Raw genomic sequence first — 20,763 nt, 5'->3', positions numbered from 1 at the left:
GGCATCCATGGACATCGGCGATCTCACGGACGCGGTACTGAAGGACTTGCGCAGACCGCGGACGTACCCGGCCGTCTCCCTCCTCGTGCCGACGCACCGGCGCGAGCCCGGCAACCCCGAGGACCGGGTCCGGCTGCGGAACGTCCTGGCCGAGGCGAAGCGGCGGCTCGGGGAGGATCCGAAGGTCGCGCGGGACGTCCGGATCGACGTCGAGAAGCGGCTGGACGCGGCCGCCGCCGAGGTCGACTTCCTGCACCCCGCGGAGGGGCTGCTGATCCTCGCCGCGCCCGGCGAGCACGAACTCTGGTACCTGCCGCGGCCCGTGCCGCAGCGGGTGGTGATCGACGGGACCTACCTCACCCGCAACCTGGTCGCCGCGCGGATCGGCGAGGAGCCGTACTGGGCGCTGGTGCTGTCCGACGGCGAGACGCGGCTGTGGAGCGGCGGCGGCCCGCACGGCGGGCACCTGGAGGAGGTGACGGGCGACGGCTTCCCGGTCACGCCGGCCATCCCCGACCAGGTGGACGCGCTGCCGGGCGCGAACTTCGCCAACTACGGCAGCCGGACCAGCCCTTACCGCACGGAGCGGGAGCGCCAGTACCTGCGGTCGGTGGACGGCGCTCTCGGCCGGGTGCTGGAGCGCGACCCGCGCCCGGTGTACCTGGTGGGGCTGGCGGTGTCGCTGGCCCGGTTCGAGGAGGTCTCCACGCACGGCGCGGCCGTCACGGCCCGCGTCGAGCGCGGGGGCGCCGCCTCCGCGACGGCCCCCGAACTGCGCGACCTGCTGGGCCCGGCCTTCGACGAGTGCCACGAGCGGCGCCGCGTCGACATCCAGCGTCGTCTGGTGGACGCCCGGGGCCAACGCCGGTACGCCGCAGGCCTGGACGAGGTGTGGCAGACGGTGCAGCAGGGCCGGGTGGCGCTGCTGGCGGTCGAGGAGGGGTACGAGACCTCGGCGCGGGTGGAGGACGGCCACCTGGTCATGGCGGCCGACCTCGGTGCTCCCGGCTCCCCGGACGGGGTGCACGAGGACATCGTCGACGAACTCGTCGAAGCCGCCCTGGACAAGGGCTCGGAGGTGCGGTTCGTCCCGGACGGCGACCTGGCGGAGGAGGGGCACATCGCGAGCGTGCTGCGGTTCTGACGGGTGAGGCGGCGCCCCGTAAGGGGCGCGGGGCTGTTCACATATGCGGCTCCGCCGCGTGGGCACGACCAGCCACGACGCGCCCGCAGTCGAAACTCGCCCCTTCGGGGCGCCCCTTACGGGGCGCTCAGGTACGTCAGTACCGCCAGCACCCGCCGGTTGTCCTCGCCGGAGGCGGCGAGGCCGAGTTTGTCGAAGATGCTCGCGATGTGTTTCGTGACGGCGCTCGCCGACAGGAACAGCCGTTCCGCGATGGCCGCGTTGGAGCGGCCTTCCGCCATCAGCGTCAGCACCTCGCGCTCGCGGGGCGTCAGGCGGTCGAGGGGCTGCGGCCGGCCGCCGGCGGAGCCGCCGGACACCAGACGGGCGATCACCTCCGGGTCCATCGCCGTGCCGCCCCGGGCGATGCGGTGCAGGGCGTCGACGAACTCGTCGTCGCTGAACACCCGGTCCTTGAGCAGGTATCCGATGCCCCCGGCCGCGTCGGCGAGCAACTCGCGGGCGTAGAGCGTCTCCACGTACTGGGAGAGCACCAGGACCGGCAGGCCCGGGACGCGGGCGCGGGCGGCGAGGGCCGCGCGCAGGCCCTCGTCGGTGAACGTGGGGGGCAGGCGTACGTCCACGAGGGAGACGTCCGGGCGCAGTTCGGTCATGGCCTGCAGCAGTTCCGGCCCGGTGGACACGGCCGCGGCCACCTCGAAGCCGTACGCGGTGAGCAGCCGGGTCAGGCCGGTCCGCAGGAGGTACTGGTCCTCGGCGAGGACAACGCGCACGGGATCTCCAGGGCGATCGTGGTGGGTCCGCCGGGCGGGCTGTCGACCCGGCAGGTGCCGTCGAATGTAGCCAACCGGCGTTCCACGCCGCGCAGCCCGCTGCCCCGGTCCGGGTCGGCGCCGCCCGTGCCGTCGTCGGAGACGGTGATGTGCAGGGAACCGTCCCGGTGCCGTACGGACAGTTCGGCGCGGCCGGCGGCGGCGTGCTTGGCGGCGTTGGTGAGCAGCTCGCGGACCGCGAAGTACACGGCCGCCTCGACCGGGGCGGGCGGCCTGCCGGGCAGGTCGACGTGCGCGGTGACCGGGAGCGCGGTGTCCAGCGCGGCCGCGCGCAGGGCGTCGGCCAGGCCGCGCTCGGCGAGCACGGGCGGGTGGATGCCGCGGACGAGTTCGCGCAGTTCGGCCAGCGCGGCGGCGGAGGTGCGGCGGGCCTCGGCGACGAGCTCGCGGGCCGCCGCGGGGTCGGTGTCGAGCAGGTGCTCCACGGTGCGCAGGGTCATGCCCACGGCGACCATGCGACCCTGGGCGCCGTCGTGCAGGTCCCGTTCGATGCGGCGCAGTTCGGCGGCCTGCGCGTCGGTGGCATCGGAGCGGCTGGCGGCGAGGTGGTGCACGCGCCGGGCGAGGCGGGCGGCCTTGGTGGGCCGGAGCAGCACGCGGGCGAAGGCGGCCTGCGCGCGCAGCGCGGCGGGGCCGAGCAACAGCACCCCGGTGAACAGGGCGAGTCCGGCAGGGACGGCCAGCCAGGCCCAACTGCCGAGCGCGGCGGCCGGATTCGTCAGCACCGCCCGGCCCGCGGCGGGGGCGGGACCCGGCCGGACCGTGTTGCGCAGGCCGCCGATGATGCCGGCGACGAGCCCGTAGACGCCGATCACCATCGGCAGCGCGGACAGCAGCAGGGCGGCCGGCAGGCCGAGCAGCATCCACAGGTGGTCCCGCGCGGTGGCCGGGTCCCTGAGCAGGGCGCGGGAACGGGCCATGTCCGGCTCGGGGAGGGGCAGGTAGGGCACGTCGACCGGGGTGCCGGTCACCGCACCGACCGCGGTGCGGACGCGGTTGAGCAGCTGCCGGTTGGCCTCGACGACCGCGGGGAACGCGGCGGTGAAGCCGAGGAAGAGGCTGCCGAGGGCGGCCAGGGAGAGCAGCAGCCCCGCCAGCAGGACGAGCGACAGCCCGAGCCACTCGAAGCCGGTGCGCCGGGCGCGGGACCCCGCGCGGAGGACCGCGATCCACCGGGCCGGGGGGTGCGCGTTTCGGATCACGCCGCTCATTCTCGCCCGCCGGGTGCGGCCGGGGCAGTGTACAAAAGTCCACCTCAGGGCGGTGCATCTGTGGATTCCGGACGGGCCGGCGGCTTCCTAACGTCGTGGCCATGGCTGAGAAGAAGACGACGCCGGTACCGGCTCTGCTGATGGACGTGTGCATTCCGCTTGCCGGTTACTACGGGCTCCGCGCGGCCGGCGCGGGGCAGTGGTGGGCCCTGGTGCTCTCCGGCACGGCCCCGCTGCTGCACACCGGCTGGACCCTCGTGCGCACGCGCAGGATCGACTCGTTGGGCCTGTTCGTCCTGGTGACGATGGCGCTCTCCGCGGTGATGCCGCTGCTGACGGGCAGCCCGCGGCTGCTGCTGGCCAGGGAGAGCTGGAGCACCGCCGCGTTCGGCCTGTGGATCGTCGGATCGCTGCTGGGCCGCCGCCCGTTCCTGCTCGACGTGACGCTGAAGTTCCTGCGGGGGGATGCTGCGCGGCGCTGGGAGGAGTCCTGGGCGAGCGACCCGCGCTTCCGCCGCGCACTGCGGGTGGTGACGGTGCTGTGGGGCGCGGCGTTCCTGCTGGACGCGGCGGCCAGGGTGGTCATGGCGTACACGCTGCCGGTGGACACCGTGCCCGTGGCCGGTGCGGTACTGCTGGTCGTCCTGCTGGTCGTGGTGCGGCAGGGGTCGGTGCGGGTGTTGCGTCACCGCGGGGTGCGGTGACGCAACAGCCCATCACTCACGATCACTTACGGCCCGGGGTCACTTCCAGGCCTTGTGGGCCTTGTCCCAGTGCTGCCAGTGGCCGTTGTGCTGGCGCTTCCAGCTGCGGGTGTGCATGTCCCACTGGGCGTTGCTGCGGGATTCGGCGTCCCAGCGCACCCAGACCTTGTGCTGGGCGTCGAAGCGGTCCTTCTTCTTGTCGACGCCCTGGTCCCAGCCGAGGTGCGCGCCGTGGTCGTGGTGGTCGCCCTGGACGGAGACGTTCGCCTCCTCCTTCTGCCCGGCCGAGACGCCGGCCCCGTGGTGGTGGCCCGGGGCGTCGGCGTACGCCGCGCTCCCGGCTGCTGCGGCGGCGCCGGACAGCAGGGCCGCCGAGGCGGCGACGGCGGCGATGCGCCGCATGGTGACGTGGGACATGAACGTGCTCCTTGCTCCGGGAACCGGGGGAGACGGACGAGGGCGCGGGGGTCGCGCCCTCGGTACGCACGGATCTTTGCGGTCCCCGGACCGGAAAACGGCGGGAAGCCGCCGGTTTAGCCCGTTCGTATGAGCCGGTGGTGCGGTTTAACGGGCCGTGGGCACCCGGGAGTTCAGCCGCGCAGGTGGTAGCTGTAGGCGAAGCCCGAGGTGCTGCACGTGGTGAGGCGGCTCACGGCCTGGTCGTAGACGAAGCCCGGAGGGACGGTGCACGCCCACAGGCCGTTGACCGGTACGCGCAGGTGGTAGCTGGCCGAGAAGCCGGACGTGGAGCAGGAGTTGAGCCTGCTGACCACCTGGTCCCAGGTGAAGGACGCGTCGGGGACGGAACAGGCCCAGAGGCCGTCCTGCGGAGTGCGCAGGTGGTACTGGGCCGCGAAGCCGGAGCCGCAGGCGTTGAGGCGGCTGACGACCTGGTCGAAGGTGTAGCCCTGCGGGACGGAGCAGGCCCAGACGCCGTCCAGGCTCTCGGCCCCGGCCGGGGCGGCCTGCGCGGCGGGGGCGAGGCCGAGGGTGACGGCGGCCGCCAGCGTGGCCAGGGCCGCGGAGGCCGCTGCGGCGGCCTTGTGTCTCGCACGTACGGGGCGTGGTGACTGCATCGTCATCGTGTCCTTTCCCGAGGGTATTCCGGAGGCAGTTGACGAGCGCAACGTACAGAGGGCCCTCCCCGTGGGGAGAGCCCTCTTTTCGGTCGTTCGGTCACGCCATCGCGTCGCGGACCTTCGCGGTGTCCGTGAACTGCTCGAAGCGCACGATCAGTCCGCCGCGCACCGTGAAGTGGTGGGCGACGCGGACGTCGATCGCCTTGCCGGTCGCCTTGTTGACGGCGGTGTAGCGGGCGAGGACGACGACGTTCTCGCCGTCGGCGACGTACGTGTCGTCGTGGGCGGTCCAGTCGTCCCACTCCGCGCCGAGCTTCTCCATCACGTTGGAGGTGACCCCGGCGGGGGTGCGGTAGGTGCCCGCGAGCGGGAAGCCGGCCATCTCCGTCCACTCGACGTCGGGGGCGAGGGTGGCGCGGAGGGCCTCCAGGTCGCCCGCGGCGGAGGCGAGGTACTGGCGGCGGACGACGTCGGCGGGGGAGGGGGCGGGGAAGCCGGTGTGCGTCATGCGGATCAGCCCCAGGTCGTTTCGCCCTTGGCGACCTTCGCGCCGATGCGGGCGGCGATCAGCATGCCGTGCTCGGGGAAGCGGGCGAGCAGTGCATCGGTGAGTGCCTCGCCGTCGACGGCCCTGGCGAGCTCCTCCTCGAACGCCACCAGGTACGCACGGGTGTTGGCGATCGCGCTGGGGTCGGCGGCGGTGTCCGGCAGCCGGTGGCCGGGGACGACGAGCTGCGGGTCGAGCGCGGCCATCTCGTCGAGCAGGGCGACCCAGGCGCCGCGCTGCTCGGGGCGGGCCGTGTCGGCGGTCCAGACGTGCTCGTTCTGGAACAGCAGCACGCCGCCGAGGAGGGCGCGGTGTTCGGCCTGCCACAGGTAGTGGCGGTCGGGCAGGTCCGCGGGTCCGCCCTTGAGCTCGAAGCGGTGGCCTTCGAGGGTGATGTCGCCGGTGAGCGGGGCGATGTCGACGAGCCGGGTGGGGAGGTTGGCGCCGGCCGCGGCCCAGGCCTTGAGCTTGCCCTCGTAGGAGTGGCGGATGTGCTCGACGACGAGCGGGGTGGCGACGAACCGGGCCTCGGGGAAGGCGTCGGCGATCACCTCGGCGCCGAAGTAGAAGTCCGGGTCGCCGTGGCTGAGGAAGACGGTGGTGAGGGTTTTGCCGGAGTCCAGCACCTCGGCGACGAGGCGGTGGCCGTCGGCGCGGGTGAAGCCGGCGTCGACGAGCAGGGCGTCGTGCTCGCCGGTGACGAGGGTGGCGGTCTTGTTCTTGCTGCCGACGGGGAAGTCGAGGTCGAGGATCGTGAAGGTGAGGGGGGTGTTCACGGCGTTCATGGCGTTCATGCGGGGCACTCCTTGCCGGGTGGGTACCTGCATGAACAGTCACTGACGTGTCAGGTATTTCGGGGTGGGGGTGTGGCGTGGGTCACCACACCCCGTCCCTCGTCACCCCGCCCGCAGCACCTCCGCCAGCCGGCGCGGGGTCGGGTTGCGGAAGAGGTCCGCCAGGCGCAGGCCCTCGCCCAGGGCCTGGACGGCACGCATGGCCTTCCAGGACGTGCCGCCGAGGGCGAAGAAGTCGTCGTCCCGGGCGAAGGCGTCGGCGCCGAGGAGCTCGGCGAAGACGTCCGCGACGCGCTGTTCGACGGAGTCCGCCGGGGCCTCGCCGGCACCGTCCGGCTCGGCGGGCGGCGTCGGGGCCGGCAGGGCCGCGCGGTCGAGCTTGCCGTTGGGGCTCAGCGGCAGGCGGTCGAGCACGACCAGGGCCGACGGCACGTGGTGGCCCGGCAGAACCTCGGCCAGCGCCTCGCGGACGGCCGTCGTGTCGACGGCGCCGGTGCCGTCGGCCGCTTCGAGGTAGCCGACCAGGGCACGGTCCCCGGCCGCGTCCTCGCGGGCGACGACGACGGCCTCGCGGACGCCGGGCTGCCGCCGCAGCGCCGCCTCGATCTCGCCGGGCTCGATGCGCACGCCGTTGACCTTGACCTGGAAGTCCGAGCGGCCCAGGAACTCGATGGTGCCGTCCGCCCGGTAGCGGGCGAGGTCGCCGGTCCGGTAGACGCGCTCGTCGCGGACCGGGCCGTACGACCACTGCAGGAACCGCTCGCGGGTGAGCTCCTCGCGGCCGAGGTAGCCCTCGGCCAGCCCGGTGCCCGCGACGTACAGCTCGCCCGTCACGCCCGGCCGCACCGGCTGCATCGCCTCGTCGAGGATGTAGATCCGCTGGTTGGCCAGGGGGCGCCCGATGGGCACGTCGCCCGACGGGTCGTGCTGCGGGTCGACGAGCTGGACGGTGCTGTGCACCGACGCCTCGGTGAACCCGCCGAGGTTGGCCAGGCGCATCGCGGGCAGCACCCGGGCGGCGCGGCGGGGCAGCGTCGGCGGCACCCGGTCGCCGCCGAGCATGGCCAGCCGCAGCGGCGGCAGGGTGGCGCCGGGGGTCGCGTTCTCCAGGTGGCCCAGGTAGGCGCCGAGCAGGCCGGGGGTGGTGTTCCAGACGGTGACGCCGTGCTCGACGGCGAGGGCGTGCCAGTGCGCGGGGTCGCGCAGACCGTCGGGGTTCGGGGTGACCACGGTGGCGCCGGCGAGGACGGTGCCGAGGAGTTCGACGACCGACATGTCGAAGCTGGTGGAGGAGAGGTGCAGGACCTTGTCACCGGGGGCGATGCGGAAGCGCTCCGCGAGGTCCAGGAGGTTGTTGACGGCGCCGCGGTGGCGGACTGCTATGCCCTTCGGGCGGCCTGTGGAGCCGGAGGTGTAGATGACGTAGGCCAGGTCGTCCGGACCTGCGGGTTCGGTGTGGTTGCTCGCGCAGTTCCCCGCGCCCCTGCGGGGCGCGGAGGCACCCTTGTCGGAGATCACCGCCTCGCAGTTCGCGTCCTCCAGGATGAAGTTGATGCGGTCCGCCGGGTAGTCGACGTCGACAGGCACGTAGGCCGCACCCGCGCGCAGGACCGCCAGGACCGCGGTCAGGAACTCCGGGCCGCGGGGCAGGGCCAGGGCTACGCGGGAGCCGCGGCGCACGCCCAGGGCGCGCAGGCGCTCGGCCAAGTCGGCCGAGTTGCCGTCCAGTTCGCCGTAGGTCAGCCGGTGCTCGCCCTGCACCATCGCGACGGCGTCGGGCGCGGCCGCGGCGCGGGCGGCGAAGTGCTCGTGCAGCGGCGTGCCGTGGGGCAGGCCGGACGCGGTGCGGTTCCAGTCCACGAGGATGCGCTGCTGCTCCTCGGGGGAGAGCGGCTCGGCGGCGGTCATGAGGTCTCCATCGGCGTGAGGGCGGTGAGGTGCCGGTCGAGGGCGGCGGCGAGTTCCGGGGCACGGGGGAGCCAGCCGCCGTGGGCGGGGACGTACAGGGCGGCGGTCAGGTCCTCGGGGCCCTCGTCGTAGAACTCCACCAGCAGTTCGCCCTGCGGCCCGCAGGGGCTGGACGGCCGGGCGCGCAGCGTGGCGGGGCCCGCCTGCAGGGGGTCGCGCGGCCAGCTCTGGTAGGCGGCGATGACCTGGTAGGGCTGCATGCGGCCGGTGTCGTCGGGGGTGCCGCAGGCCAGGATGTCGAAGACCGGCAGGTCCGCGTGGTACATCGCGTCGAGCAGCGCGTCCATGGCGCGGTCCGGGCCGTCGGCGGCCGTGGGCGCCTGCAACCGGACCGGCAGCATGGTGAGTTCGCAGCCGACCTCGTCCTGCTGGTCCGGGGTGCGCGTGGAGAACGGCACGCCGACGAGGAAGTCGGCGGCGCCGGTCAGTTCTGCGACGGCCCGGCCGACGGCGGTCAGCAGCAGGGCGAACGGCGGCACCGCGGACCGGCGGGCCACCTGCCGCAGCCGGGTCCCGCTGCCGGGCGGGAGCGTGAGGGGGTGGACGGCGAGGCGGTCCTCCAGGATCTCGCGGTGCGTCTGGGCGGGCTGCTGCTCCGGCAGGGCGGGCACCCCGGCGAGCGCGCGCTCCCAGTAGGCGCACAGCTCCTGCCGCCGTGTCCCGTCGAGCGGTTGCACGGCGCTGCGGGCGGCGGGCGTCAGGTGCGGCTGCTGCCCGGCCAGGGCCTGGCGGTACGCCTCCGCGAGGTCGGCGCCGAGCGCGACCTCCGACAGGCCGTCGTACGCGGTGTGGTGCACGGCCGCGTACAACTCGCCTCCGTCGTACGGGGCGTCGGCCGCGTCCGGCACCAGGCCGAGGCGCAGCACGTCCGCCGCCTCCAGGTCGTACGGCTCGGCGCACAGCAGCCGCACGGCGTCCTCGCGGCCGGTGCCGGCCGGCAGCACCTGTACCGGGACGGGCCGGGGCTGCGCCGCGGGCCGGCGCCACAGTTCGCCCCCGTCGGAGACGAACGCGGTGCGCAGCGCCTCGTGCCGGATCCGGACGGCCTGCCAGGCGGCCGCGAGCGCGGCCGGGTCGGCGGGGCCGTCGATGCGGAGGTGCAGGAGGGCGACGGTGCTGAGCGAGCCGGGGAGGAGCTGCTCGGTGAACCAGAAGGTCTGTTCGGCGGGCGACGCGTGGGCGGGGGTCATCGGGCTGCTCCGTGCGGCAGTTGTTCGGCTGCGGGTCGGTGGTGGTTGCTCGCGCAGTTCCCCGCGCCCCTTACGGGGCGCGCCAGTTCGTCCAGGAGGGCCTTCGCCAGGGCCTGCGCCCTTGTCTCGTCCAGCACGTCCGTGCGGTAGCGCAGGGTGAGGTGGTCCGCGGAGGCGTCCGGGGCCTCCAGGGTGAGTTCGTAGGCCGAGGTCTCCGGGCCCGCGGGGCGCTCGGGGGCGAAGGTGCGGCCGTCCAGGACGAGCCGTGGCGGCTCGGTGTTCTGCACGACGAAGCCCGCCTGGCAGTACGGGTTGCGGTGCGGGTCGCGCGGGGCGTCCTCGCGGAGCAGTGCCTCGACGGGCTGGAACTGGAAGCGCAGCGCCTGCGCCAACTGCCGTGCCGCGTCCGCCAGAACGTCGTGTGCCGGGCCGCGGAAGCGGACGGCCACGCCCGAGGCGAAGCAGCCGACCGCCTGCTCGGCGGCGGCCGAGGCGCGGCCGGCCACGGGGATGCCGACGGCGAAGTCCACGGCGCCCGTCACGGTGCGCAGGGCGCGGACCCAGGCCGCGAGGAGGGCCGCGGCGACGGTGGTGCCGGCCGCGGCGGCCGCCTCCTGCACGGCGGTGCGCAGGGGGGCGGGGAGGTCGACGCGGATGCGGGAGACGGGGCCGGCCGGGGCCGGGGTGCCGGTGCCGAGCGGCAGGTCGGGGACGCCGCGCAGCTCGCGCGTCCACTCCCACAGGGCCGCCCGGTCCGCCTCGGTCTCCTCGGCGAACTGCTCGGTCCAGGCCGGGGAATAGCCCGGTGCGGGGCGGTCGTCGGCGGAACCGGCGTAGGCGTCGGACAGTTCGCGCAGCAGCAGGCCCGCGGACCAGCCGTCGAAGGCCGAGTGGTGCACGACCAGGCCGAACCAGTGGTTGCCGTTGCCCGACGGGGCCAGCACGGTGCGCAGCGGCACCTCGGCGGCCAGGTCGAACGGCCGCGCCAGGTGCGCCTCGGCGGCCTGCCGGGCCTCCCGCTCGGGGGCCGGGGTGAGGACGGTGAGCAGCTGCGGAAGTCCCGTTGCCGGGAGGGTGGTTGACGCGACCGTGCGGTCCGCGTTGCGGGTGAGCGTCGTGCGCAGCACCTCGTGGCGGGATGCCACGGCGTGGACGGCCGCGGCGAGCCGGTCCGCGTCGACCGGACCGTCGGTGCGGAACAGGAAGGACGACAGGGCGTCGGCCGACCCCGGCGTGCGCTGCTCGGTGAACCAGAAGCGCCACTGCGGGGCGGGCAGTCCGCTGATCCACCGCGGGGAGGACTCCGGCGTGGCGGCCTGCGGCGCCTGCTCCTCGGGGTCCGGGGCGAGGAGTTCGGCGATGGCGGCGGGAGTGCGGGCGAGCATGACCTGGGGTGCGGTGAGGCGGGTGCCGGTGGTGGTGGAGAGTCGGCCTGCCAGGCGCATCGCGGTGATGGATGTGGCGCCGGCCTGGAAGAGGTTGGTGTCGGGTGCGACGGGGCGGCCGAGGAGTTCCGTGGCTGCGGCGAGGACGGCGGCCACGTGGGGTGGTACGTCCTCGTCGGGGCCGAGGAGTTCGGCGATGGCGGTCGGGGTGCGGGCGAGCATGACCTGGGGTGCGGTGAGGCGGGTGCCGGTGGTGGTGGAGAGGCGGCCTGCCAGGCGCATCGCGGTGATGGACGTCGCGCCCGCCTGGAAGAGGTTGGTGTCCGGTCCCACCGGGCGGCCGAGCAGCTCCGTGGCCGCGTCCAGGACGGCGGTCACGCGGTGCGGCACCGGTCCGGCGGGGGTGGGCTCCGCGGCCGAGCGGCGGTCGAGTTCGGCGCGCACGGTACGGGCCAGGGCCTCGCGGTCGAGCTTGCCGTTGCCGGTGAGCGGCAGGCTGCCGGTCATCACGACCGGGTCCGGCACGAAGGCGGACGGGAGCCGCGCGGCGACGGCCTCGCGCACCGCCTCGGCGCCGGCCGGTGCCTCCGCGGTCGGTACGCACACCATGGCCAGACCGGTCGTGTTGGCGGACGGGCCGCCGTCCAGCGGGAGGGGCAGTACGACGGCCCGGGCGATGCCGGGGACGTCCTCGGCGGCCCGCTCCACCTCGCCGGGCTCCACGCGGACCCCGCGGATCTTCACCTGGCGGTCGGCACGGCCCAGGAACGCGTACGCGCCGTCGGAGCCGAGGCGGGCCCGGTCGCCGGTGAGGTAGACGCGCAGCGGCGTTCCGCCGGGGCCGAGCGGCAGTTCGCGGAAGGCGCGCGCCGTGGCCCCGGCGTCGCCGAGGTAGCCGAGCGCGAGGCCGTCGCCGGAGATCGCCAACTGGCCGGGCTCGCCGGGGGCGACGGGGCGGAGCTCCGCGTCCAGCACGTGGATGCCGGTCTCGGCGACCGGGCGGCCGATCGGGATGTCGGTGTCCTCGTCCGCGACGTCGGTGACCGGGTGCACGGTGGCGAACACCGTGCTCTCGACCGGCCCGTAGCCGTTGACGAGCCGCGTGCCGGGCACGGCCTGCAGGGCGCGGGCCATGTGGCGGGGGGAGAGCCGCTCGCCGCCGACCATCACGGTGCGGAGCCCGCGCAGGGCGGCGGGGTCCTCGTCGACGATCGCGTTGAAGAGGGAGGTGGTCGCGAACATCGTGTTCACGCCGTCGGCCACGGCGTCGCGGCAGCCGTCCACGGTGAGGTAGTGGCCGTCGAGGAGCACCGTCGTACCGCCGTGCACCAGCGGCGCCCACAGCTCCATGGCGAACGCGTCCCACGGCACGGCCGCGGACTGGAGCATGCACGTCGTGCCGTCGAAGGCCAGCGTCGGGTCCTCGGCGATGCGCAGCAGGCCGCGGTGGGTGGCGAGAACGGACTTGGGGGTGCCGGTGCTGCCGGAGGTGAAGAAGACGCAGAGGGCGTCGCCTCCGGGGACCGCCGGGCGGTCGCCGGGGTGCAGGGTCTCGGTGCCGGTGTCCGTCAGGAGCAGTCGGGCGCCGGTCAGTTCGGTGACCTGGCGACAGCGGGCCTCCGGCCAGCGGGTGTCCACGGCCGTGTAGGCGGCACCGCACTTGAGCACCGCGAGGAGGGCCTCGGCCATCCGCGGGCCGCGCTCCATGCGGACCGCGACGACGTCGCCGGGGCCGATGCCGTGGGCGGCCATGTCGGCCGCCAAGTCCGCGGCGCGGGAGTCGAGTTCGGCGTACGTGACAGAGGTGCCGCGCCACCGCAGGGCGGGTGCGCCGGGGAGGGTACGGGCCCAGTGGGCGACGCGTTCGTCGACGCGGGCGGGGCTGGTGTTCACGGTGGGTTCCCTTGCGGAGTGCCGGGACGGGGGGCCCGGCGGCGACGGGGGAGACACCGCCGGGCGGCATGGATCGTTGCCGGGGGCGCCTGCGGCTGGCTGGAGCGGTGGTCGAGTGGCCCGTCGGGGGCCGGCTGCGGGCCGGTGGGGGCTGGTCGCGCAGTTCCCCGCGCCCCTGCGGGGCGCGGCTCCACCACCGCACAACCCCCACTCAAGTCAGCCACCAGAGACTCTCGTTCCCGGCTCCAACGGAGCGCTACGGGACCTCGAAGAGCGGCGAGCAGAGTGCACCTGCAGCAATGGAAAGCGAAAGGGAGAGGAAGGGAAGCACGGTGCGCGTTCTCTTCGTGACGTGGGCGTGGCCGTCGCACTTCCTGCCCCTCGTGCAGCTCGCCTGGGCCTGCCGGGCCGCCGGGCACGAGGTGCTGGTCGCCTCGCAGCCCTCGCTGGAGGGCGAGGCCGTGGGGGCCGGACTGCCGTTCGCCGCCGTCGGGCGCGATCTGGACATCCGGCCGCTGGTACGGCCGTTCTTCTCCCGGCTGGTCGACGAGAACCGCACGGTGGAGTGGGCGGAGATGCGCCGCTGGGGCACCGCCAACGTGCACACCTATGTGCTGCTCGCCGAGGCCATGGCCGAGGACACCACGGCGCTGGCGCGCCACTGGCGGCCCGACCTCGTCGTGTGCGAACCCACCACCTACGCGGGCCCGTTGGCCGCCGCGGCCGTGGGCGTGCCCGCGGTGCGGCAGCTGTGGGGCGCCGACTACACGTACCGCACCCGGGAGTTCGAGCCCGACGCCCTGCGCGAGCTGGCCGCCCGGCTCGGCCTGACGGAGGACGTCGAGACGCTCGGCGTCGCGTCCGTGGACCCCTGCCCGCCCTCGCTCCAGACCGACGCGCCCGTGCGCCGCATCCCGCTGCGCTACGCCCCCTTCCACGGCACGGGCAGCCTGCCCGGGCCCCCGGCGGGGAGCGGGCGCCCGCGGATCCTCGTCACGGGCAGCAGCGCCGTCGCGGAGCTGAGCGGCCGGGACGTACCGGACCTGCCGGTTCTGCTGCGCGCGCTCGGCACGCTCGACGCGGACGTGGTCGCCGTCGTGCCGGAGCGCGAGCGCGCCCGGCTGCGCACGCTCCCCGGAGGGCTCCCGGACACCGTCCGCCTCGTCGGCCGCACCCCGCTGCACCTCCTGCTGCACGGCAGTGACCTGCTGGTGCACCAGGGCGGCGGCGGCAGCGTGCTGGCGGGCTCCGCCGCCGGGGTGCCGCAGCTGGTCGCCCCCCGCTTTCCCGACCACCTGTTCAACGCCCGGCAGCTGGCCGCGACCGGGGCCGGGCTGCTGCTCGCCCCCGGCGCACTGCGGCCCGACGCCGTGCGCGAGGCCGCAGCGGCCCTGCTGTCCGGCCCGGACCACCGGGCCGCCGCGCAGGGGCTGCGCCACGAGATCGAGGCCATGCCGCCCGCCGCCGCCGCGGTGGCCGGGCTGGAGCGGGTCGCCCACGACCCAGGAAGGGGTCCGTCCATGACGTCCACGACAGGGGAACTCCCATGAGCGCGACCGGCGGCCGGACCGACCACCCGCTGCGCATGCTCTTCACCACGCAGCCGGCCAGCGGCCACCTGCGCCCGCTGGTGCCGGTGGCCCAGGCCGCCCGGGAGCGCGGGCACGACGTGGCCGTCCTCGCCCCCGACTGCATGCGCGCCGAACTCGACTCCTACGGGCTGCGCCACGTGACCGGCGGCTACGACTGGCGCATGGAGGCCTGGCGCCTGCTGCCCCGCAACTACGGCGAACTCACCTTCGACGAGGCCGCCGAGGCGTGCATGGCCACCGGCGCACCGCTGACGCAGTCCTTCGCCGGGCACATCGCGCGCGCCACGGCCCGTGACATCCTCGACCTGGCCGCGACCTGGCGGCCCGACCTCATCGTGCGCGAGCTCGACGAGATGGGCGGCTACCTGGCCGCCGAGGCCCTGGAGATCCCGCACGTGTCCATCGCCTCCTTCGGCGGCCTGGACCAGGTCACCGGCGCGGCACTGGGCCCGATCCTGGACGAGGGACGCCGCGAACTCGGCCTCGCCCCCGACCCCCTGGGCACCCGCCTCTACCACTACCTGCACGCCAGCTTCCTGCCGGAGGCCTACGGCGAGGCCGAGCTGATCCTGCCCAACACCCGTACCTACCGGCACCCCAACGCCGAACAGCGCTACGGCCGGCTGCCCGAGTGGCTCGCCGACCTCGACCACGACCGGCCGTTCGTCTTCGCCGGCTTCGGCACCGTCGTGTACGCGCTGCCCGGCTCCGAGGAGTTCGTCGCCGAGGTCATCGACGCCCTCGGCGAGCTGGACGCCAACGCCGTGCTGGCCGTCGGCTCGCGCGGCGACGAACTCGCCTACGGGCCCGTGCCCGAGAACGTGCGCCTGGTCCGCTTCATCGAACAGTCGCTGATGCTGGAGGGCGCCGACCTCTTCATCACCCACGGCGGGCTGAACTCCATCAAGGAGGCACTGCGCCCCGGCATCCCGATGGTGGCCCTGCCCGTCCTGGAGGACCACCGGCACAACGCCGAACAGCTGGCCCGCATCGGCCTGTCGAAGACCGTCGGACTGCGCGAGGCCTCGGCCGCTTCCATCGCCGACGCCTGCGCCGAGGTGCTGACCACGCCGTCCTACCGGGCCAAGGCGCGCCGCCTGCAGCGGCACATCCACGCCCAGCCGTCCCTGGCGCAGCTCATCGACGACATGGAGCTGGTCGTCCGCGAGGCCACGGCACCCGCGCTCGTCTGACCGGCCCGAACTCACATACGTCCCCGAATTTCCGCTGAGGAGTAAGCCATGCTCGCCCGTCACAACCTGCCCGAGAACTTCCGCGACTGGAACACCGCCTGGGGCGTGCCGTTCGGCTTCCGGGTGCCCGGCCGCCGCGCGGTGGAGTACCGCCTGGAGGAGGAGGACCCGCTGCGCTACGGTCCCTTCGGCTTCCAGCAGACCAGCCCCACCCGCGAGTTCGAGTACCCGTGGGCGTTCTTCACGGCCGGCGTCGAGTCGGGCATGAAGGTCCTGGACGTCGGCGGCGGCCTCAGCGGCTTCCAGTTCGTGCTGGAGAAGGAGGGCTGCGAGGTCGTCAACGTCGACCCGTCCGCGAAGGAGGACCGCCGCTGGTCCACCGTCGACGGCCGCAACCGCTGGCTCACCGAGGACAACCACGCCGAGCTGAACAAGCTGTTCGGCACCGACGTGCGCCTGGTGATGGACACCGTGCAGGCCGGCCTGGCGGACGGCCAGCTGGAGAAGGGCACCTTCGACCGCATCTTCTGCCTGTCCGTCATCGAGCACGTCTCGCTGGAGGAGGGCCGGGCGATGCTGGAGAGCATCACCGAGCTGCTCAAGCCCGGCGGCAAGCTGCTGCTGACCGTCGACCTGTTCCTCGACGTGCTGCCGTTCGGCGTCCGCGAGTCCAACTTCTGGGGCTCCAACATCGACGTCCACGAGCTGCTCAAGGGCCACGGCCTGGAGCTGGAGCAGGGCGACCCGCGCGAGCTGCTGGGCTTCCCCGAGTTCGACTACGACCACGTCGTGAAGACGATCCCGGAGCTGTTCATCGGTACCTTCAACCCGTGCCTGAGCCAGGCGATGGTGCTGCGCAAGCCGGAGTGACTGCGGTAGGCCCCGTCAGGGGCGCGGGGAACTGCGCGACCGGCCACGACGCGCCCGCGGTCGAGGTACTCGGGTGGTGCTTCGGCTGCAGGCCGGCGGTGGCTGGTCGCGCAGTTCCCCGCGCCCCTGGCGGGGCACGGCACACGCCTTAAGGGGGCGGCCCGTTCGGGCCGCCCCCTTTTCGTATGTCCGGGATCAGCGGACGATCAGAGAACGTCGCATCGACGCGATGACGGAGGCGCGGACGCCGAGGCCGTCGGTGACGAACTGGTGGAAGTCGTCGTAGGCGTTGTCGACCTCCTCGAACGCGGCGTCGAGGTAGTCGGTGAAGGCGATCTGGGCGCCGATGGTGTCGTTGGAGATCAGGAAGTCCGCGTTGACCTGGTCGCGGTCCACGCCGAGCGCCGTCAGCACGACGGCCGTGAGCCAACCGGTGCGGTAGGCGCCCGCGTTGCAGTGGACCAGGATCGGCGCGCCGCGGTTCTCGGCGATCTGGTTGATGGCCCGGCCGTACGAGGCGCGCTGCTTCGGGTCCGTGACGTGGGAGCGGAACTCGGCGAGCGTGTCGGGGCTGACCGAGCCGACGGTGGGGAAGCCGCCGCGGGCGTTCTCGTCGCCGACCGGGGCCAGCAGCTCCTGGGCGCCCGCCGGGATGTGGTCGGTGCCGACCGTGCTGCGCTCCCGGTCGGTGCGCAGGTCGACGAGCCACGTCAGCTTCAGCGGCTGCAGCTGCTGAAGCCCCTGGTCGGTGACCTTGTTGAGGGCGCCGGAGCGGTAGACCGCGCCCCAGGCGACGGTGCCGCCGCACTGCGTCGTGTAGCCGCCGGCGTCGCGCAGGTTGTGGACGCCGTCGACGGTCAGGATGCGCTGGTGCGGGGTGGTGTCGGCGACGACCGGACGGCGCCGGTGGCGCGCCGGGGCCGCGGTGGCGGCCGAGGCCAGCAGCGGCACGGCGGCGATGCCGGCCGCGCCGGCGCCGAGGCCGCGCAGCACGTTGCGGCGGCTCAGCTCGGCGGTGAGCGGCGCCGGGCGGGTGAGCAGGGACGTGGCTCTGGTGAGCAGGGACATGGGACTCCTCGTCGGTGAGGGAGGTGAGGGAGGTGAGGGAGGGGACGGCAGGGCCCTCGCGGGCCGTTGCGTAAGAGGGGCCGGGTCACCAGGTGACCGGCAGGGCGTAGGCGCCGTGCAGCACGGCGTCGTAGGCGAACGGAACCTCGTCCAGGGGCACGGCCAGGCGCAGGTCCGGGAAGCGGCGGAACAGGGCGCCGAAGACGACCTCCAGTTCCATCCGGGCCAGGGTCTGGGCCAGGCACTGGTGCGCCCCGTGGCCGAAGGCGAAGTGACGGTTGGGGGTGCGGCGCAGGTCCAGCCGGTCCGCGTCGGCGAAGGCGGCCGGGTCGCGGTTGGCGGCGGCGGCCAGCGGGATGACGCCCTCGCCGGCCCGGATCAGCACACCGCCGACCTCCATGTCCTCCAGTGCCGTGCGGGCGGTGGCCAGTTCGGCGATGGAGAGGTGGCGCAGCAGCTCCTCGACCGCGGACGGGAGGATGGCCCCGTCGTCGTGGGCGAGGGAGTCCTTGAGCAGCGCCAGCTGGTCCGGGTGGGACAGCAGCGCCGCGGTGCCGAGGGCGATCATGTTCGCGGTGGTCTCGTAGCCGGCGAACAGCAGCAGCATGGCGGTGATCACCAGCTCCCACTCGTCCAGCGCGCCGGAGGCCACGTGCTCGGCGGCGACCCGGCCCAGCAGGTCCTCGGTGGGCTCGGCCCGCTTGGCCTTCACGAGTTCGCGCATGAAGCGCAGCAGTTCGCGGAACGCCTCCTGGCCGCGCTCCTGCGCGGCCGCCTCGGCCTCGTCCGCGGACTGCCCCTCGGCGGGCACCGCCCGCCCGGTGAGCAGGAGTTCGGTCAGCTCCAGGAACCGGGGCCGGTCGGCCTCGGGCACGCCCAGCAGGCGGGCGATCACCAGCGACGGGACCGGCAGTGCGAGGGCGGTGACCAGGTCGACCGGCCCCCCGGCCCGCTCCATGGTGTCGAGCCGCTCGGCCACGATGCGCTCCACCTCGGGGCGCAGCTCGCGGATCCGGCGGGCGGTGAACTCCTTGATGAACATGCGCCGGTAGTGCTGGTGGTCCGGCGAGTCCATGCCGGGGAAGACGCGGACCTCTGCGAGGTAGGCGGCGTCGTCGGTGAGGAAGGGGTAGCCGGGGCGGGTGCGGTCCGAGCTGAGGCGCGGGTCCATGAGCACGGCCTTGACGTCCTCGTACCGAGTGATCAGCCAGGCGGTGCCGCCTCCGGCGAGGGTGACGCGGGTGGGGGCGCCCGTTTCCCTCATCTCCGCGTACTGCGGAGGGGGGTTGAAGGGGCAGGTGCGGCGCATGGGGAACGCGGGGGGCTCCGTTGTGACTGTCATGGTGTCCTCGGCGGTAGCGGGGTACGGGGTTGCGCCCCGAAGGGGCGCGGGGAACTGCGCGACCAGCCACGGACGGCCCGCAGTCGACGACGGCGCGGTCAAGCCGCCACGGCCGGCAGGCCGTTGGCGAACGACCGCATCAGGTCGGGGAGGGCGTATACGTCCTCCCCGCCCGCGTCGTAGCCGTGCAGCCGCAGGAAGTGGCGTTCGGCCAGCTGCTCCAGGAGCAGTTCGGCCGCAACCGGGTCGAAGCCCGTCCACCGGGCGGCGGAGCGGGCGGTGAAGGTCTGCGGGGCACGGGCCGCGATGCCGGCCAGCAGGCTGCGGCCGCCGGGGTCCAGGCGCCGGTAGGCGGGCGCGAGCCGCGCGGCGACGTCGAGTTCGCCGTGCCGCAGCTCGCGCAGCCGCAGCCGCTCGTCGGCGAGCCGCGTGGCCACCGCCCGCAGTGGGAACTGCGGGCGGGCCCGCATGCGCGCCGCCACCGCCCGCACGGCCAGCGGCAGCCGGCCGCACATGGCGACGATGGTGCGCACCGCGTCCGGGTCGGAGTCCACCCGGCCCTCGCCGACGGCCCTGCGCAGGAGCTGCACGCACTCCTCGGCGGGCATCTCGCCCAGCTCCAGCCGCTGCAGCCCGGACAGCCCGGACAACGGCGCCCGGCTGGTGGTCAGCACGGCGCAGCGGGCCCCGCCGGGCAGCAGCGGGCGCAGCTGCTCCTCGTCGGCCGCGTCGTCCAGCACGACGAGGACCGCGCGCCCGGCCGTCCAGCTGCGGAACAGCTGGGAGCGTTCGGCGAGGTCGTCCGGCAGGTCCGCCTCCCGCAGGCCGGTGGCGCGCAGGAAGCCGCCGAGGATCCGGCCCGGGTCGGCCGGGTGCTCCTCGGCGCCGCGCAGGTCGGCGTGGAACTGCCCGTCCGGGTAGCGCGCGGCGGCCTGGTGGGCGGCGCGCAGCGCCAGCGCGGTCTTGCCGGCGCCGGGCATGCCGGTGACGGCCACCAGCCGGGTGGCCTGCGGGGCCGTGCCGGGGACCAGCAGTTCGGCGGCCCGGCGCAGTTCGGCGGCGCGGCCGACGAAGTCGTCGCTGTCCGGCGGCAGTTGCGCGGGCCGCGCGTACGGGGCCGGGGCGGCGGCCGGGATGTCGGCGACGACGGGGGCGGCTGCCGCGTTGTCGAGGTCGTCGTCCAGCAGCGACTCGTGCAGTGCCTGCAGCGCCGCCGACGGCTCGATGCCCAGCTCCTCGACCAGCGTGCGGCGCACCTTCCGGTACACCTCCATGGCCTCCGAGCGGCGTCCGGCCCGGCGCAGGGCCAGCATCAGCTTGCGGTGGAAGTCCTCGTGGAAGGGGTGCTCGACGACCAGGGACTGCAGCCGGGTGATGACGTCGTGGTGCCGGCCCAGCCGCAGGTCCGCCTCCGCCCACAGCTCGTGGGCCTGCAGCCGGCTCTCGGCCAGCTGGCCGAGGTGGGACTCCAGGACCGGGCCCGTGTCCAGGTCGGACAGCGGCGGGGTGGAGCTGAGCGCGAGCGCTTCGGTGAGCGCCTCGGCGGCCTGCTCCGGCCGCCCGGCGGCCAGGTCGGCGCGGGCGCGGGAGAGCAGGCCGGAGAAGCGGTCGGCGTCCAGCCGGCCGGGCTCCAGGTGCAGCACGTAGCCCAGCGGCTTGGTGACGAGCAGCTCGCGGCCGCGCAGCGCCTTGCGCAGCTGGTAGACGTAGGTCTGCAGGGTGGCCAGGGCGCTCAGCGGCGGGTGGTCGCCCCACAGCTCCGTCATCAGCGTGCCCGTGGTGACCAGCCGGTCGTGCCGGAGGGCCAGCAGGGCGAGCAGGTTGCGCACCTTGGGGGCCGTGGGCGTGACGTCCCGGCCCTCGTGAACCGCGTGCAGCGGTCCGAGTACGGACACTTCCATGGTCACGTGCGGTGCGGGCGGGCCGGGGGCCCGCCGGGCGCACCGCCCT

Annotated in this window: 17 protein-coding genes; 5 read left to right on the top strand and 12 right to left on the bottom strand. The window is 74.5% G+C overall.

The window, feature by feature from the left end:
- The first annotated feature begins 7 nt into the window (after positions 1–7).
- The gene (locus ACMATS_RS18340) at positions 8–1,144 is read left to right on the top strand and encodes a chemotaxis protein (RefSeq protein ID WP_414168489.1); all 1,137 of its coding nucleotides are present in this window, start codon (positions 8–10) and stop codon (positions 1,142–1,144) included.
- Positions 1,145–1,260: 116 nt separating this feature from the next.
- On the opposite strand, the gene ACMATS_RS18335 is transcribed toward ACMATS_RS18340, so the two are convergent.
- Both ACMATS_RS18335 and ACMATS_RS18330 read right to left on the bottom strand, forming a co-directional pair.
- Positions 1,261–1,917 carry a LuxR C-terminal-related transcriptional regulator gene (locus ACMATS_RS18335; protein WP_390777100.1) on the bottom strand — a complete coding sequence of 219 codons (657 nt, stop codon included), beginning with the start codon at positions 1,915–1,917 and terminating at the stop codon, positions 1,261–1,263.
- Positions 1,869–3,179 carry a sensor histidine kinase gene (locus ACMATS_RS18330; protein WP_414168488.1) on the bottom strand — a complete coding sequence of 437 codons (1,311 nt, stop codon included), beginning with the start codon at positions 3,177–3,179 and terminating at the stop codon, positions 1,869–1,871. Before ACMATS_RS18330 ends, ACMATS_RS18335 begins: the two co-directional genes overlap by 49 nt.
- 110 nt (positions 3,180–3,289) lie before the next feature.
- On the opposite strand from ACMATS_RS18330, the gene ACMATS_RS18325 reads away from it, so the two are divergent.
- Positions 3,290–3,892, top strand: coding sequence for a VC0807 family protein (locus ACMATS_RS18325; protein ID WP_414168487.1), 603 nt, complete (start codon positions 3,290–3,292; stop codon positions 3,890–3,892).
- Positions 3,893–3,931: 39 nt separating this feature from the next.
- On the opposite strand, the gene ACMATS_RS18320 is transcribed toward ACMATS_RS18325, so the two are convergent.
- From ACMATS_RS18320 to ACMATS_RS18290, 7 genes are all read right to left on the bottom strand, one after another.
- Positions 3,932–4,309 carry a hypothetical protein gene (locus ACMATS_RS18320; RefSeq protein WP_390777097.1) on the bottom strand — a complete coding sequence of 126 codons (378 nt, stop codon included), beginning with the start codon at positions 4,307–4,309 and terminating at the stop codon, positions 3,932–3,934.
- A 173-nt stretch (positions 4,310–4,482) separates the two neighbouring features.
- Complete coding sequence (locus tag ACMATS_RS18315; protein ID WP_414168486.1) at positions 4,483–4,968, bottom strand: hypothetical protein; 486 nt, start codon at positions 4,966–4,968, stop codon at positions 4,483–4,485.
- A 100-nt stretch (positions 4,969–5,068) separates the two neighbouring features.
- The gene (locus ACMATS_RS18310; protein WP_390777096.1) at positions 5,069–5,479 is read right to left on the bottom strand and encodes a nuclear transport factor 2 family protein; all 411 of its coding nucleotides are present in this window, start codon (positions 5,477–5,479) and stop codon (positions 5,069–5,071) included.
- A 5-nt stretch (positions 5,480–5,484) separates the two neighbouring features.
- Positions 5,485–6,312 (bottom strand): MBL fold metallo-hydrolase, encoded by an 828-nt coding sequence (locus ACMATS_RS18305; RefSeq protein ID WP_414168485.1) that lies wholly within the window; start codon positions 6,310–6,312, stop codon positions 5,485–5,487.
- A gap of 102 nt (positions 6,313–6,414) precedes the next feature.
- Positions 6,415–8,220, bottom strand: coding sequence for a non-ribosomal peptide synthetase (locus tag ACMATS_RS18300; RefSeq protein WP_414168484.1), 1,806 nt, complete (start codon positions 8,218–8,220; stop codon positions 6,415–6,417).
- Positions 8,217–9,470, bottom strand: a complete 1,254-nt coding sequence (locus ACMATS_RS18295; RefSeq protein ID WP_414168483.1) for a condensation domain-containing protein — start codon at positions 9,468–9,470, stop codon at positions 8,217–8,219. Before ACMATS_RS18295 ends, ACMATS_RS18300 begins: the two co-directional genes overlap by 4 nt.
- On the bottom strand, positions 9,467–12,748 hold the full coding sequence (locus ACMATS_RS18290; RefSeq protein WP_414168482.1) for an amino acid adenylation domain-containing protein: 3,282 nt from the start codon (positions 12,746–12,748) through the stop codon (positions 9,467–9,469). Before ACMATS_RS18290 ends, ACMATS_RS18295 begins: the two co-directional genes overlap by 4 nt.
- A 332-nt stretch (positions 12,749–13,080) precedes the next feature.
- Between ACMATS_RS18290 and ACMATS_RS18285 the strand changes: the two genes are divergently transcribed.
- Genes ACMATS_RS18285 through ACMATS_RS18275 form a run of 3 tightly spaced genes read left to right on the top strand, consistent with a single transcriptional unit; the run spans position 13,081 to position 16,403 of the window.
- On the top strand, positions 13,081–14,298 hold the full coding sequence (locus ACMATS_RS18285) for a nucleotide disphospho-sugar-binding domain-containing protein (protein ID WP_414168481.1): 1,218 nt from the start codon (positions 13,081–13,083) through the stop codon (positions 14,296–14,298).
- Positions 14,295–15,533 carry a glycosyltransferase gene (locus ACMATS_RS18280; RefSeq protein ID WP_390777090.1) on the top strand — a complete coding sequence of 413 codons (1,239 nt, stop codon included), beginning with the start codon at positions 14,295–14,297 and terminating at the stop codon, positions 15,531–15,533. Before ACMATS_RS18285 ends, ACMATS_RS18280 begins: the two co-directional genes overlap by 4 nt.
- Positions 15,534–15,581: 48 nt before the next feature.
- Complete coding sequence (locus tag ACMATS_RS18275) at positions 15,582–16,403, top strand: class I SAM-dependent methyltransferase (protein WP_390777089.1); 822 nt, start codon at positions 15,582–15,584, stop codon at positions 16,401–16,403.
- A 195-nt stretch (positions 16,404–16,598) separates the two neighbouring features.
- On the opposite strand, the gene ACMATS_RS18270 is transcribed toward ACMATS_RS18275, so the two are convergent.
- From ACMATS_RS18270 to ACMATS_RS18260, 3 genes are all read right to left on the bottom strand, one after another.
- Positions 16,599–17,471, bottom strand: coding sequence for a tyrosine-protein phosphatase (locus tag ACMATS_RS18270; protein WP_414168480.1), 873 nt, complete (start codon positions 17,469–17,471; stop codon positions 16,599–16,601).
- Between the two features lie 85 nt (positions 17,472–17,556).
- Positions 17,557–18,813 (bottom strand): cytochrome P450, encoded by a 1,257-nt coding sequence (locus tag ACMATS_RS18265; protein WP_390777087.1) that lies wholly within the window; start codon positions 18,811–18,813, stop codon positions 17,557–17,559.
- Between the two features lie 98 nt (positions 18,814–18,911).
- Entirely contained in the window at positions 18,912–20,714 is a 1,803-nt protein-coding gene (locus ACMATS_RS18260; protein WP_390777387.1) for a BTAD domain-containing putative transcriptional regulator, read from the bottom strand.
- Positions 20,715–20,763: the final 49 nt, after the last annotated feature.

The sequence above is a fragment of the Streptoverticillium reticulum genome, assembly GCF_047456005.1.
Lineage (GTDB): Bacteria > Actinomycetota > Actinomycetes > Streptomycetales > Streptomycetaceae > Streptomyces > Streptomyces reticulum.
The sequence above is the reverse complement of the archived record's forward strand: the minus strand, read 5'-3'. Positions and strand labels throughout refer to the sequence as shown.